Origin of the sequence: Solidesulfovibrio sp., from assembly GCF_029978005.1 — a bacterium.
In the GTDB taxonomy this organism is placed as follows: domain Bacteria; phylum Desulfobacterota; class Desulfovibrionia; order Desulfovibrionales; family Desulfovibrionaceae; genus Solidesulfovibrio.
Map to the genome: position 1 here is coordinate 26,510 of NZ_JARKOZ010000058.1, position 12,720 is coordinate 39,229.

Here is a 12,720-nt window from a genome sequence, read left to right on the forward strand (position 1 = left end):
TCCTCCACGGTTATTGGGCGGCCAGGGCGAGCAGGGCCAGCACGCCGCCGGCGGCGAGGAGCCCCGGCGCGCGGAACAGCCGGATCTTGTTGGTGCTGGTCTCGATGGCCGCCAGGAGCACGGCCGTGACCAGGACCTTCAGGGCGAAAAGCGCCCACGACAGGACCGTTCCCTCGACGAAGGGCGGCGCCCAGGGCACGAACAGGTTGACGAAGACCACGATGAGCACGAGCTGCTTGACCGAGGCGGCCCAGAAGATGAGCCCCGTGGGCCGGCCGGAGTACTCGAGGACCATGCCTTCGTGGATCATGGTCAGTTCCAGGTGGGTGTCGGGATTGTCCACGGGGATGCGGCCGGTCTCGGCCACCAGCACGATGAGGAAGGCCAGGGCGGCCAGCAGGCCCGAGAAGGTGAGCCCCGTGCCCGAGGCCCAGGCGGCCATGCCGGACAGGGTGGTGGTCTGGGCGCCCATGGCCACGGAGAAGAGCGTGAGCATGAGGATGGGCTCGACCAGCACCGCGATGTACATCTCGCGGGAGCCGCCCATGCCGCCGAAGGCGCTGCCGGCGTCCAGGGAGGCGGCGGCCAGGAAGAAGCGGCCCAGGGCGAAGACGTAGACCAGGATGAAGAGGTTGTTGAAGGTGACGCCCGTGTTCATGAGGGTGGGCACGAACAGGGCGGCGGCCACGGCCGCGCCGAAGTAGACGTAGGGCGCGACGTGGAAGACCCAGGACGTCGTGGGGGAGACGACGTAATCCTTGCGCAGGAACTTGGCGTAGTCGTAGTAGGGCTGGAGGTAGCCCGGGCCGCGACGGCTCTGGAAACGGGCCTTCGTGTTCTTGATGACGCCCTGCACGAGGGGAGCCAGCAAGAGGACGAGGACGACCTGGATGAGAAGCGATTCGTATGGCATGGCTAACCCCTGTTGCTGACGATGAGCACGATGACCGTGAACACCATGATGTAGCCGATGTACACCTGCAGGCTGCCGCCCTGGATGCGCTTGAAGTTCTCGGCAAGAAACATCACGCCTTCGCACAGCGGGTTGTAGATCCACTCGTTGAAGATGTTGGTGATGTGCACGGAAAACGTCATGCGCACGCCGTGGTAGGGATTGGGCTCCTTCTCGGCTTTGATCTCGACCACGGGCCGCAGGATGGCCTTGAACACGCGACGGATGGGCTCGGTAAATCCCGTGGCCGAGTATTCCATGCGGGCGGTGGGAACGATGCCGCAGGTCCAGGTCTCGCCCGTGACCACCTTGGCCTTGCCGGCCAGGCGGGCGAAGCCGAGGGCCATGAGGCAGCCGGCCAGGAGCAGCACGGCCACGAAGGGCATGGCCAGGGAATCGCCGCCCGAGCCCAGGGGCAGCATGGTGGTCAGCCAGTCGCTCTGGGCGAGCATGCCGGCGCTGTCCACGCCCTTGAGTCCGGCCACGGCCCGGCCGACGACAGCAAGCATCCACTGCGGGCACACGCCGGCGGCCACGCACACGGCGGCGAGGCCGGCCATGCCGGCCAGCATGGACACCGGGGCCTCGTGCGCCTTGGCCGCGCCGGCGCTTCGGGGCTTGGCCAGGAAGGTCACGCCCACGACCTTGACGAAGCAGGCTCCGGCCAGCGCGCCGGTCAGCCCCAGCAGGGCGATGAGGATCACGGCCCAGAGCTTGCCGAGCAGGCCCGACATGGCCGCCGGCAGGTGGAACATGGACTGGAAGGTCAGCCATTCGCTCACGAACCCGGACAGCGGCGGCAGGGCGGAGATGGCCACCGCGCCGATGAGGAAGAGCAGGGCGGTGACGGGCATGCGCTTGATAAGCCCGCCCATGTGCTCGATGTCCTTGGTGCCGGAGCCGTGGAGCACCGAGCCGGCCCCGAGGAAGAGCAGGGACTTGAACACGGCGTGGTTGAAGACGTGGTACAGGGCGGCCATCCAGGCCAGGGCCGCGGGCAGGGCCTGGCCCCGGCTCATGAAGACCATGCCCGAGCCCACGCCGAGCAGGATGATGCCGATGTTCTCCACGCTGTGGTAGGCGAGCAGGCGTTTGAGGTCGTGCTGCACGCAGGCGTAGAGCACGCCGAGCACCGAGGACACGATGGCCAGGGCCAGGACCACCACGCCCCACCACTGGGGACCGGTGCCCAGAAATTCCAGGAAGAAGCGGCACATGCCGTAGATGGCCGTCTTGATCATGACGCCGGACATGAGCGCCGACACGTGGCTCGGCGCGGCCGGGTGGGCCTCGGGCAGCCAGACGTGCATGGGGATCACGCCCGCCTTGGTGCCGAAGCCGAGGAGGGCGCAGGCGAACACCAGGTTGCGCAGGCCGCCGGGCAGCTGGGCCCCGGCCAGGCCGGCGAAGTCCAGGCTCTCGACGGAACTCGAGAGGATCAGGAAGGCGGCCACGATAAACGCCGTGCCCACGTGGGTCATGAGGATGTACTGGTAGGCGGCCTTGGTGTTGCCGGCCTTCTCGAACTCGTGGTTCACCAGGAAGAAGGAGACCAGGGTCATGGTCTCCCAGGCGATGATGAAGTAGAACACCTGGCTTACGGTCAGCACCAGGACGATGGACAGGAGAAAGGCGTTGTAGAGCGAGGCCATGGAGGCGAACCGGTGGCCGTAGTACTCCTTGGTGTAGCCCACGGCGTAGATGCTCGCCGCCGTGCCGACCACGCCGAGGGCGAGGAGGAACAGGGCCGACAGGCCGTCGAGGGTGACGAGGATGTCGCCCAGGGGGGCGAACCAGGCGAAACGCAGGGTTTCGCCGTTGCCGGTGATGATGGTCAGGGACAGCCCGAGCAGGGCCAGGCTGCCGAGCACGGCCGCGAAGTGCGCCAGGACGTTGCTCACGGCCGGCCGTTTGGCGGCGAACAGCGGCGAGCAGATGCCGAGCGCGTAGAAGCACAGCGCGCTTACGTACCAGAGTTTCATGGTTACAACTCCCCCGCTTGTTTGTGGGTTCGGTCGTCGGCGTTTCCGGCGGCCGGGCGGGAAGCCGCCTGCGCCGCCTGCCGTCCGGTCCCGGGCGCGAGGAGCGCCAGGGCGGCGGCGAGATTCTTCTCCTTCCTGTCGCGCCCCGGTTCCACGCGGGCCAGGGCGTTTTCCGGGCAAGCTTCCACGCAAGCGGGGCCGCCGGGACGCGTGAGGCACAGGTCGCACTTGCGGGCCGAAGCGTTCGGGGCGATGCGGATCGTCCCGAACGGGCAGGCCGCGAGGCAATGCGGGCAGCCCCGGCACTTCGCCGCGTCCACGGACACGGTCCCGTCCCGGCGGACGAGCGCGCCCTCGGGGCAGGCGGGCAGGCAGGCGGGCTCCTCGCAGTGGGCGCAGAAGGCGAGTTCCACCGCCGCGCCGCGCCGGTCGGCGCGCAGGCGCGGCACGACGGGCTCCTCCAGGCAGCCGACGGTCGGCCGGCGGAGATCCCGGGCCTGGCAGGCGACCTCGCACAGGCGGCAGCCGATGCAGGCGGCGGCGTCGCGGTGGATGAGGGGGGTGACGCGCAGCATGGGTGCGACCTTTTCCTGGCGTCGGGCCGGGGCCGGGACGCGCCTGCGCCCCGGCCCCGGAACCGGGTAGCCTTGGTTACTGGGAACGTATTCCGTGTGCAGCAGATGATGGGACTCATGGCCCAAGGGTTCGCCGAGGAAGTCCTTGTAGAGCTTTTTCACCTCGGGGTTGTCGTGGGACTTGCGCAGCGGCAGGTGCTCGTCGTGGCTGTAGGTGGCGGCGGTGCGCGTCTCGTAGGCCACGGTGCGGTCCGTGGGCAAAAGCACCTTGGCCTGGCCGCCGCCGCTGACGCAGCCCACGGGGCAGGTCATGACCTCCAGGAAGTGGAAGTCGGCCTCGCCGGACCTGATCTGCTCGAGCAGGGGCGCGACGTTGGCCAGGCCCGAGGCCACGGCCACCTTGAGGCTGAGCTTGCCCACCTTGACCGTGGCCTTGCGCACGCCCTCGCCGCCGCGCACGAAGTTCATCTCGAGCTTGGGCACGGGCTCCTTGGTGATCAGCTCGTAGCCCGTGCGCAGGGCCGCCTCCATGACGCCGCCGGTGACGCCGAAGATGTTGCCCGCGCCGGTGTAGACGCCGAGCGGCTTGTCGAAGGCCTCCTCGGGCAGGCCGGCGAAGTCGATGCCGGCGTCCTTGATCAGGTAGCCGAGCTCGCGGGTGGTCAGGACCACGTCCACGTCGCGGAAGCCGCTGTCCTGCATCTCCGGGCGTTCGCTCTCGAACTTCTTGCAGGTGCAGGGCATGACCGAGACGCTCAGGACCGTGGCCGGATCCACGCCGTCCACCTTGGCGCCGTAGGTCTTGAACAGCGCGCCGGCCATCTGCTGGGGCGACTTGCAGCTGGACAGGTGGGGGATGAGCTCGGGATAGGTCTGCTCCAGGTACTTGACCCAGGCCGGGCAGCAGGAGGTGAACATGGGCAGCGCGCCGCCTTCGGTCACCCGCTTGATGAGCTCGCTGCCTTCCTCCATGATGGTCAGGTCGGCGGTGAAGTTGGTGTCGTAGACGCGGTCGAAGCCGAGCCGGCGCAGGGCGGCGGCCATCTTGCCCGGGGTGAGAGAGCCGAGCGGCAGGCCGAATTCCTCGGCGATGGACACCCGCACGGCCGGGGCGCACTGGACCATGGTGAAAAGCCCGGCATCGGCCAGGCCGTCCTTGACCCGGGCGGCGTCGCCGCGGTTGTAGGCGGCGAAGAGCGGCTCGCGCACCGTGGGGAGCAGGCCGCGCTCGGCGAGCTTGGCCTCGCGGGGGGCGACGCCCTCGTCGAAGATGGAGGCGAAGGCGCTGCAGACCTGGACGCACTGGCCGCAAACCACGCACCGGTCGGCGACGACGGTCTGGGGCTCGCCCTTCTTGCCCTCGATGGCGTTGACGGGGCAGACCTCGGTGCAGCGCTTGCACCCGGTGCACAGTTCCTTGTCGATGCTGATGATCGGGCCGCTGGTGGCGCTCATATGTGGACCTCCGGCATCGCGCGCCAGGTCGGTGGGTTCCGTCCGCTGGCGACCGGATGCAGTGTTGGTGTTTGGGGGCAGCAGGCTCCGGAGACGACGCAGCAAGCGTCCGGGCGTCATTCCATGAACTGCTTGACGGATTCGAGCAGGTTCATGGCCGAGCTGAGGTTGCGCTTCCGCTTTTCCTTCTTGAGCGACATGACTTCCAGGGCCTTGGCCGGACAGTTCTCGACGCAGGCCGGCCCCTTGTCGCGGGAAAAGCACATGTCGCACTTGCTGGCCACGAGCTTCTCCTTGACCGCCAGCCCCTGGCCCTGGGCCTCCTGGAGGTTCTGCATGACCGCCTGGCCGTTCTTGTAGACCGGCACCAGGTCGATGGCTCCGAAGGGACAGGCCATCATGCAGGTCTTGCAGCCCATGCACACGGCTTCGTCCACGACGATGGCGTCGTTTTTCTGGGTGATGGCGGCCACGGGACAGACGTTGGCGCAGGGGGCGTCCTCGCAGTGGCGGCACTGGACGGGCATGGTCACCTCGGGCACGCGCACGAGGTAGAGCCGGGGCAGGACGGGCGAGGCCATGGCCCCGACGGTCCGGGGTTCGGGGGTGGCGTGCACCGTGGAGCAGGCCACTTCGCAGACCTTGCAGCCGATGCATTTCTTGGGGTCCGCCACAACGAAGGTGTTGAGCGAGGTGTTCATGGGCATGTCCTTTCAGCGCGGACGGCTGAGACGGGGTGTTCCGGGTTGTATGGGGCCAGCGCGGCGATCGCGCCGAGTTCGGCCGGCGTATTGACGTTGGTGAAGACCCGCAGGTCGGGCGAGCAGGCGCGGACCAGGCGTTCGGAGACGTAGCGCACCCGCAGCCGGGCCAGGGCCTCGGCCAGTCTGCCGCGCCCTTCCCGCAGCATGCTTTCCAGCAGCGGGAGGCACGAGGCGCGGTAGATGGCGTGCAGGGGTTCGACGCGGCTGCCGTGGCGGGGGGCCACGGCGTCGTGGCCGTCGGCCATGCGGCGCATGGCCGCGATCAGCGGCGCGTCGAGGAACGGCATGTCGCAGGCGAAGACGAAGCAGGCGGGGGCGCTTCCGGCGGCCAGGGCGGCGTGGATGCCGCCCAGGGGGCCGCGCTCGCGGTAGACGTCCACGACCACGGGCAGGTCCAAATGGCTGTAGCGGTCCGGCCTGTCGGCGACGAGCAGGGGCTTTTCGCCGAATATGGCGGCGATGCGCCCGGCCACCACTTCGATCATGGGTCGCCCCGCCAGGGGCACGAAGCTCTTGTCGCGTCCCATCCGGGCGCTCTTTCCCCCCGCGAGCAGGACAGGGGCGATGTGCTGACCGCTACAGTCCGACATGGCGCGTTCCTCCCGGGGGCTTGCGAGGGACTACTCGTTGACCGCGGCCTTGCGCATGCAGGCGGCGACGTTGGGCGCGCCCTTGCACTGGCGCACGTAGCTGAACCAGTAGAGGCTGGCCACGAACACGCAGCCGCCCACGGTGTTGCCGAGCGTCACCGGCACCCAATTGTTGAAGACGATGCTCGACCATGTCAGGGCGTCCACCTTGTCGGCGGCCAGGCCCGAGGCCTTGACCACGGCGTCGGAATGCTTGGCGAACCAGCCGGCGGGCAGGTAGTACATGTTGGCGATGCTGTGCTCGAAGTTGCTCATGACGAAGGTCATGACGCCGATCCAGGCGGAGACGCACTTGCTGATGACGTCGCCGGAGGCGAAGGCCAGCCAGACGGCCAGGCAGACCAGCCAGTTGCAGAAGATGCCGCGCACGAACAACTGGTCCCAGGGGGTGGTGGTCTTGGCCACGGCCATCTTCAGCTGGAACGCGCCGAGGAGGCTGTTGTTGAAGTTGGCCAGGCCGGTGCAGTAGTACAGCCAGGCGAAGAAGACCGCGCCGACCATGTTGGCCAAAAGCACCCAGCCCCAGCTGCGCAGCATGGCGGCGGTGGAGATCTTGCGGTCCATGTAGGCGACCCAGAGCAGACAGTTGCCGGTGAAGAGCTCGGCCCCGCCGTTGATGACGATCATGAGGCCGACGGAGAAGATCGAGGCCAGCATGAACCGCTGGAAGCCGGCTCCCAGGGCGGTGAGGTCGTGGGCGACCATGACCGAGGCTTCCGCGCCGAAGGAGATGTAGAAACCCGCCGCCAGACCGAGAACGATCATTTTGGGAACGGACAACTTCACCCTTGCTTCCTGTACGTTGCAACAGTTCTTTGCAACATCCGGTGGTGCGACGAAACTCATGAACAAGACCTCCTTAAGGTTGTTGAAAATGACAAATGCTTGTCGCCGTAATCACCTGAAAGCATGGTCGCATCATGGGTTTCAACCAGTTGTCGCGAAACCATTCTGCCTCATGCTTTGATCAGCCTTATTAAATTGTTTTTATTGTATTTTTTTGCTTGTCATCATGCAGTGTTCGAACACGCTCATAGCAGCTTGCATGCCAATGCCCACGCCATGGAGCGAGGCGAACTTCATGAAATTCCCTATTTAGCCGTGATTATTGATTGAATTTACGTATGGCCGGAGACGGTCCGGCGGGAGGCGTTCGCGACCGGGATTGCGCCGCTTCACGGCGCGCAGCAGAGAGCGATGGCGGGATGAAGTGATATTTCAGTGTGTTGTGAAATCGTCTGGCGCGGGGCGCGCCACCGGTCAGGGCGCGACCGTGCAATTGCAGGATTTGCAGATGCACTTCCATTGCATGCCGACCGCCAGGGGCGGCGGGCTCTGGGGAAAGCGGCGGAAAGGTCGAGAGAGGGGCGTTGCGGAGGCGTCGGCCCCGGGGAACGGTGGCGGGCGTCGGGGCGGGAAACGGCCGCACTTGGGCGCGGCTGCCCCGCAACGCCCGGGCACGGCGGTCGGCCCGGTCCGGCCGCGTCCGCTCCCGGCGCGGTTGGACAAGGCGGCGGGGAGCCGGTATGCCCGTGGTCCGGCCCGGCAGGGCAGGGAAACGTCATGCGCGGAGGGGAGACATGGATTTCGCAGTGCTGGCCGACCTGATCGAAAACGGGTTGCCGTTCCAGAAGATGCTCGGCATCCGGGTGGCGGCCGTGGAGGAAGGGCGGGTGCGGCTTTTCATCCCCTTTCGCGAGGACCTGATCGGCGACGCGCGCCGGCCGGCCATCCACGGCGGCGTGATCTCCACCCTGGCCGACGTGTGCGCCGGCTTCGCCGTGTGGACCCGCTGCGAACTGGCCGACCGCATCGCCACCATCGACCTGCGCGTGGACTACCTGCGCCCGGCCGCGGCCCGCGACCTCTACGCCGAGGCGACCGTGCGCCTGCTCGGCAACCGGGTGGGCAACGCGCAGGTGGCGCTGTGGTCCGACGGCAGCCCGGACGAGCACGTGGCCGAGGGGCGCGGCGTGTACAACATCCGGCGCGGCTCCTGACGGGCGAGGCTTCCGACGCGCCGCCCGGGGCGCGCCCCGGCCGGGCGGCGAGGCGGCGGCCCTCCCAGGCGCCATGACGGAAAACGAAACGGGGCCGGTCGTTCGACCGGCCCCGTCGTGCTTGCGGAGGCTGCGGCTTGGCCGCCTAGTCCCGGGTCCAGGACAGCACCTGGCAGGTCTTTTCCAGCAGGGCGTGGAGTTCCCGTTCCTTGGTTTCGGGCAGGCCCTGGATGCGGATGGACACGTCGCGGCGGGCGGCGTCGGCCCGGTCGTAGGAAGAAAGGATGCTGATGATGCGGGCCTCGTGGCCGCGCAGGGCGTCGAGCACGGGCTTGAGGCTGCCTTCGTTGGTACCCAGGCGCAGGCCGATCTGGATGCCGCCCTGGTCGATGCCGGTGATGGACACGAAGAGTCTGAAGATGTCCGTGTCCGTGATGATGCCCACGACCTTGCCCGCGGCGTCCACCACCGGCAGGCAGCCGACCTTGTTGTCGCGCATGACCAGGGCCGCCCGCTCCACCGTGTCGGTCGGCCGGATGGACAGCGGGGACTTGTTCATGATGCTTTTGAGCTTCATCTCCGAGAGCAGGTAGGTCATCTCGTACATGTCGAGCGTGGTCGCGGCCGAGGGCGAGGCGGCCTTGAGGTCGCGCTCGGACACGATGCCGACGAGCCTGCCGTCCTTGTCCACCACGGGCAGGCGGCGGATCTTGCGTTCGCGCAGCATCCGCCCGGCCTTGATCATGGACACGTCCTCGGTCGCCGTGACCACGTTGCGCGACATCCAATCTCCGACGAGCATGCTGTGGCTCCTTGCGCTAGTGTTGCGTCCTGAAGCATCCGTCCGGATTTTCCAGGACAAACCAATGCCCCGAATCCATTGTCGTCCGACCGCCTGCGCGGTCCCTCCCGGCAGGACGCCCCGGGCCGGGCGGACCCGGCCCGGCGTCAGATGCCCAGATAGGCCGACTTGATGTGCGGGTTCTCGAGCAGCTGCCCCGCCGGCCCGGACAGGGCCACCCGGCCGTGCTCCAGCACGTAGCCCCGGTCCGAAAGCCGCAGCGAGTGGTGCACGTCCTGTTCGACGAGGAGCACCGTGGTGCCGGAGTCGGCGATCTTGCGCAGGGTGTCGAAGATGGACTTGACCAGGATGGGCGCGAGTCCAAGCGACGGTTCGTCGAGCATGAGCAGCCCCGGCAACGCCATGAGTCCCCGGCCGATGGCCACCATCTGCTGCTCGCCGCCGGAAAGCGTCATGGCCGTCTGGGCCTGGCGTTCGAGCAGGCGCGGCAGCAGGGCGTGGACCTGGCGCAGGGTCTTGTCCCGCTCCTTGTAGGCCCTGGGCGAGTAGGCCCCGATCATCAGGTTTTCGGCCACGGTCATGAGCGAGAAGAGCCGCCTGCCCTCGGGCACGTGGACGATGCCGCGATCGACGATGCGCTCGGGCGGCAGGTTCTGGATGGGTTCGCCCTTGAAGCGGATGATGCCGGAACTCGGGGCCATGAGGCCGGAGATGGTCTTGAGCAGGGTGGACTTGCCCGCGCCGTTGCCGCCGATGATGCTCACGACCTCGCCTTCCTCCACGGTCAGCGACAGGTCGTTTATGACCTGGACGTCGCCGTAGGCCACGTCGATGTGTTCCACGCTAAGCAGCGTCATAGTCCCCCCCGAGATAGGCCTTGATGACGTTCTCGTCCCTGGTCACGGCCTCGGGCGTGCCCTCGGCGATCTTCTGGCCGAAGTGGATGACCGCCACCCGGTCGGAGAGCGCCATGACGGCGCGCATGATGTGCTCGATGACGAAGACCGTGACGCCCCGGTCGCGCAGTCCCCTGATGACGGCGATCATGTCGTCCACTTCGGTGGGGCGCAGGCCGGCCATGACCTCGTCGAGGAGCAGCAGTTCGGGGTTCGTCGCCAGGGCCTTGCCGATCTCCAGGCGCTTGCGGTCGGCGATGGTGAGGCTGCCGGCCAGGCGGTCGCGCAGATGCTCCAGGCCGAGGACGGCCATGACCTCTTCGGCTTTTTCGCGGGCCTTGGCCGTGGAGTTGGTGTGCAAAAACGCCCCGACCATGACGTTGTAGAGGACGGTCTTGCTGGCGAAGGGCTTGACGATCTGGAAGGTGCGGGCCAGGCCCAGCTTGCACAGGTCCCAGGGCTTGCGGCCGTTTATGACCGCGTCCTTGAAGCGGATGGTGCCCTCGGAGGGCGGGTAGACCCCGGCCACGAGGTTGAACACCGTGGACTTGCCCGCGCCGTTGGGGCCGATCAGCGCCAGGATCTCGCCCTTTTCGATGTGCAGGTCCAGGGCGCTGACCGCGGTCAGGCCGCCGAAGTGCTTGGTCAGGGTCGTGATTTCAAGGATGTTGGCGCTCATGCGGCGACTCCCTTGGCGTTGGGTTCCCGGGTGATCTTGCGGGCCAGCTTGTCGTAGACGGCGGACAGCGGCGCGGTGAGGCCTTGCGGCTTGTAGAGCATGACCAGGATGAGGATGAGGCCGAAGATGACGAGGTGCAGGCCGGGCAGCATGTCGCTCAGGTAGATGCGGGTGAACTCGTTAAGCGGCCGCAGCACCAGCGCGCCGATGACCGGGCCGGCGATGGTGCCCCGGCCGCCGATGAGCGCGATGAAGGCGATCTCGAAGGAGAGGTCGAGGCCCATGAGGCCCTTGGGATAGAAGTAGAGCATGAGCTGGGCGTAGAAGGTGCCGGCCAGGGCCGTGAAGAAGCAGGACAGGGCCATGGACAAAAGCTTGCAGTTGGCCACGTTGACGCCCAGCGCCGCGGCCGCCTCGGGCTCCTCGCCGCCGGCGGCCAGGTAGTAGCCGATCTTGGAGCGGGAGATGAACCATGTCAGGGTCAGGACGATGAGCAGCATGACCAGGATGATGTAGTAGTACGGCAGCTTGGACATGAACTGGTAGTGCCAGAAGGACGGGTCCTTAAGCGGTATGAGCAGCCCCCGCGGACCGTTGACCTTCAGCGGCCCCAACGAATCGATGTTTTCCACCATGACCCGGATGCCTTCGGCGAAGGCGATGGTGCACAGGCAAAAGTAGGCCCCGCGCATGCGGAAGGTGGGAAGGCCGATGACGACGCCGACCAGGGCGGCGAGCACCCCGCCGACCAGCATGCCGATCCAGGGGGAGACGCCGTACTGGAGGGTGAGGATGGTCGAGGTGTAGGCCCCGATGCCGACGAAGACCGAGTGGCCAAGCGGCAGCACCCCGGCGAAGCCGCCGACCAGGTTCCAGGACGTGGTCAGGTACGCGTAGAAAAAGAGCAGGATGAGGATTTGCAGGTAGGTGGGCGAGGTGACCACCAGGGGCAGCCCGAAGGCGACGAGGGCGGCAACGGTCATAAGCGTTGCGTCGAGTTGTTTTCGGCTCACGGCGTCCCCTCCTACCAGTCCTGTTTGTTGCCGAAAAAACCCGAGGGTTTCACGAACAAGATAATGAGAAAAATGGCGTAGATGATGGCCTCGGTCCAGGTGGAGGCCATGAACTGCGAAAAGACGGATTCGATCAGGCCGATGACCAGGCCGCCGAGGAGCGCCCCGGGAATGCTGCCAAGGCCCCCGAGGACCACGATGATGAAGGCCCGGATGTCGAAGACCACGCCCACCGACGGGTAGACGTAGTAGAAGGGAATGAGCACGCAGCCGGCGATGCCGGCGATGGCGGTGCCCAGGCCAAAGGCGATGTTGTAGACCTTGTACTGGTCGATGCCCATGAGGTTGGCCGCCTCGCGGTCGAGGCTGGTGGCCCGAAGCGCCATGCCGATCTTGGTCTTGCGCATGAAAAGGGCCAGGCCCACGGCCGTGGCCACGGCGATGACGAAGCCGGAAAATTTGGGGATGGAGACGATGAAGGAGCCGAGCGCGAAGGACTTGTTGGAAATGGCCGTGCGCACGGTGCGGTATTCGGCCCCGAAGAGCATGAGCGCCAGGTTGTCCAGGACGTACCAGACGCCGGTGGTCACGATGATGACCGTCAGCGGTTCGCGGACCTGCCGCTCGGCCCGGAACACGGGTTTTATCACCAGATCCTGGAGATAGTAGCCGAAGAAGTAGAGGATGGGAGGAACGATAAGAAGAGCCAGGTACGGGTGGATGCCCGTGAGCTTGATCAGCCAATAGGCGCTGAACATGCCGACCATGAGCAGGGAGCCGTGGGCGAAGTTGACCACCTTCATCACCCCGAAGATCAGGGTGAGACCCAGGGCGGTCAGCCCGTACATGGCGCCCATCATGATGCCGTTGAGCGTCGCCTGAATCACCGCGGTCATGAGGCCTACTCCAGGACGTTTGCCCCGGGCGGCCAGCCAGACCGCCCGGGGCGTTT

At 66.8% G+C, this 12,720-nt stretch carries 12 protein-coding genes; 1 reads left to right on the forward strand and 11 read right to left on the reverse strand.

Annotated elements, in window-relative coordinates; genetic code table 11:
• Positions 1-10: 10 nt before the first annotated feature.
• The 6 genes from Q1K70_RS06915 to Q1K70_RS06940 form a co-directional block, all read right to left on the reverse strand.
• Positions 11-913 carry an NADH-quinone oxidoreductase subunit H gene (locus Q1K70_RS06915; protein ID WP_300157234.1) on the reverse strand — a complete coding sequence of 301 codons (903 nt, stop codon included), beginning with the start codon at positions 911-913 and terminating at the stop codon, positions 11-13.
• 2 nt (positions 914-915) lie between these two features.
• The gene (gene hyfB / locus Q1K70_RS06920) at positions 916-2,934 is read right to left on the reverse strand and encodes a hydrogenase 4 subunit B (RefSeq protein ID WP_300157236.1); all 2,019 of its coding nucleotides are present in this window, start codon (positions 2,932-2,934) and stop codon (positions 916-918) included.
• Positions 2,935-2,936: 2 nt separating this feature from the next.
• The gene (locus Q1K70_RS06925) at positions 2,937-4,964 is read right to left on the reverse strand and encodes a [FeFe] hydrogenase, group A (RefSeq protein ID WP_300157238.1); all 2,028 of its coding nucleotides are present in this window, start codon (positions 4,962-4,964) and stop codon (positions 2,937-2,939) included.
• A gap of 116 nt (positions 4,965-5,080) precedes the next feature.
• Complete coding sequence (locus tag Q1K70_RS06930; protein WP_300157240.1) at positions 5,081-5,665, reverse strand: 4Fe-4S dicluster domain-containing protein; 585 nt, start codon at positions 5,663-5,665, stop codon at positions 5,081-5,083.
• Positions 5,662-6,318: a molybdenum cofactor guanylyltransferase gene (locus Q1K70_RS06935; protein ID WP_300157241.1), complete on the reverse strand. Its 657-nt coding sequence runs from the start codon at positions 6,316-6,318 to the stop codon at positions 5,662-5,664. The genes Q1K70_RS06930 and Q1K70_RS06935 overlap by 4 nt, the downstream gene beginning before the upstream one ends.
• A gap of 30 nt (positions 6,319-6,348) precedes the next feature.
• Complete coding sequence (locus Q1K70_RS06940; protein WP_300157243.1) at positions 6,349-7,224, reverse strand: formate/nitrite transporter family protein; 876 nt, start codon at positions 7,222-7,224, stop codon at positions 6,349-6,351.
• 734 nt (positions 7,225-7,958) lie between these two features.
• Between Q1K70_RS06940 and Q1K70_RS06945 the strand changes: the two genes are divergently transcribed.
• The gene (locus Q1K70_RS06945; protein WP_300157245.1) at positions 7,959-8,378 is read left to right on the forward strand and encodes a PaaI family thioesterase; all 420 of its coding nucleotides are present in this window, start codon (positions 7,959-7,961) and stop codon (positions 8,376-8,378) included.
• Positions 8,379-8,523: 145 nt separating this feature from the next.
• Here Q1K70_RS06945 and Q1K70_RS06950 read toward each other — a convergent pair whose 3' ends face one another.
• The 5 genes from Q1K70_RS06950 to Q1K70_RS06970 all read right to left on the reverse strand — a co-directional run bounded on the left by Q1K70_RS06950 (position 8,524) and on the right by Q1K70_RS06970 (position 12,664).
• On the reverse strand, positions 8,524-9,180 hold the full coding sequence (locus Q1K70_RS06950; protein ID WP_300157247.1) for a CBS and ACT domain-containing protein: 657 nt from the start codon (positions 9,178-9,180) through the stop codon (positions 8,524-8,526).
• A gap of 146 nt (positions 9,181-9,326) precedes the next feature.
• Positions 9,327-10,037, reverse strand: coding sequence for an ABC transporter ATP-binding protein (locus Q1K70_RS06955; RefSeq protein ID WP_300157249.1), 711 nt, complete (start codon positions 10,035-10,037; stop codon positions 9,327-9,329).
• Positions 10,024-10,755: an ABC transporter ATP-binding protein gene (locus Q1K70_RS06960; RefSeq protein WP_300157251.1), complete on the reverse strand. Its 732-nt coding sequence runs from the start codon at positions 10,753-10,755 to the stop codon at positions 10,024-10,026. Before Q1K70_RS06960 ends, Q1K70_RS06955 begins: the two co-directional genes overlap by 14 nt.
• Entirely contained in the window at positions 10,752-11,768 is a 1,017-nt protein-coding gene (locus Q1K70_RS06965; RefSeq protein WP_300157253.1) for a branched-chain amino acid ABC transporter permease, read from the reverse strand. Before Q1K70_RS06965 ends, Q1K70_RS06960 begins: the two co-directional genes overlap by 4 nt.
• Positions 11,769-11,779: 11 nt before the next feature.
• The gene (locus tag Q1K70_RS06970) at positions 11,780-12,664 is read right to left on the reverse strand and encodes a branched-chain amino acid ABC transporter permease (RefSeq protein WP_300157255.1); all 885 of its coding nucleotides are present in this window, start codon (positions 12,662-12,664) and stop codon (positions 11,780-11,782) included.
• Between the last annotated feature and the right edge of the window lie 56 nt (positions 12,665-12,720).

Bases quoted from the DNA above. Each gene is read 5' to 3' on its own strand.
- Q1K70_RS06915 (WP_300157234.1), bottom strand. From the start codon at position 913: ATGCCATACGAATCGCTTCTCATCCAGGTCGTCCTCGTCCTCTTGCTG.
- hyfB (WP_300157236.1), bottom strand. From the start codon at position 2,934: ATGAAACTCTGGTACGTAAGCGCGCTGTGCTTCTACGCGCTCGGCATC.
- Q1K70_RS06925 (WP_300157238.1), bottom strand. From the start codon at position 4,964: ATGAGCGCCACCAGCGGCCCGATCATCAGCATCGACAAGGAACTGTGC.
- Q1K70_RS06930 (WP_300157240.1), bottom strand. From the start codon at position 5,665: ATGAACACCTCGCTCAACACCTTCGTTGTGGCGGACCCCAAGAAATGC.
- Q1K70_RS06935 (WP_300157241.1), bottom strand. From the start codon at position 6,318: ATGTCGGACTGTAGCGGTCAGCACATCGCCCCTGTCCTGCTCGCGGGG.
- Q1K70_RS06940 (WP_300157243.1), bottom strand. From the start codon at position 7,224: ATGAGTTTCGTCGCACCACCGGATGTTGCAAAGAACTGTTGCAACGTA.
- Q1K70_RS06945 (WP_300157245.1), top strand. From the start codon at position 7,959: ATGGATTTCGCAGTGCTGGCCGACCTGATCGAAAACGGGTTGCCGTTC.
- Q1K70_RS06950 (WP_300157247.1), bottom strand. From the start codon at position 9,180: ATGCTCGTCGGAGATTGGATGTCGCGCAACGTGGTCACGGCGACCGAG.
- Q1K70_RS06955 (WP_300157249.1), bottom strand. From the start codon at position 10,037: ATGACGCTGCTTAGCGTGGAACACATCGACGTGGCCTACGGCGACGTC.
- Q1K70_RS06960 (WP_300157251.1), bottom strand. From the start codon at position 10,755: ATGAGCGCCAACATCCTTGAAATCACGACCCTGACCAAGCACTTCGGC.
- Q1K70_RS06970 (WP_300157255.1), bottom strand. From the start codon at position 12,664: ATGACCGCGGTGATTCAGGCGACGCTCAACGGCATCATGATGGGCGCC.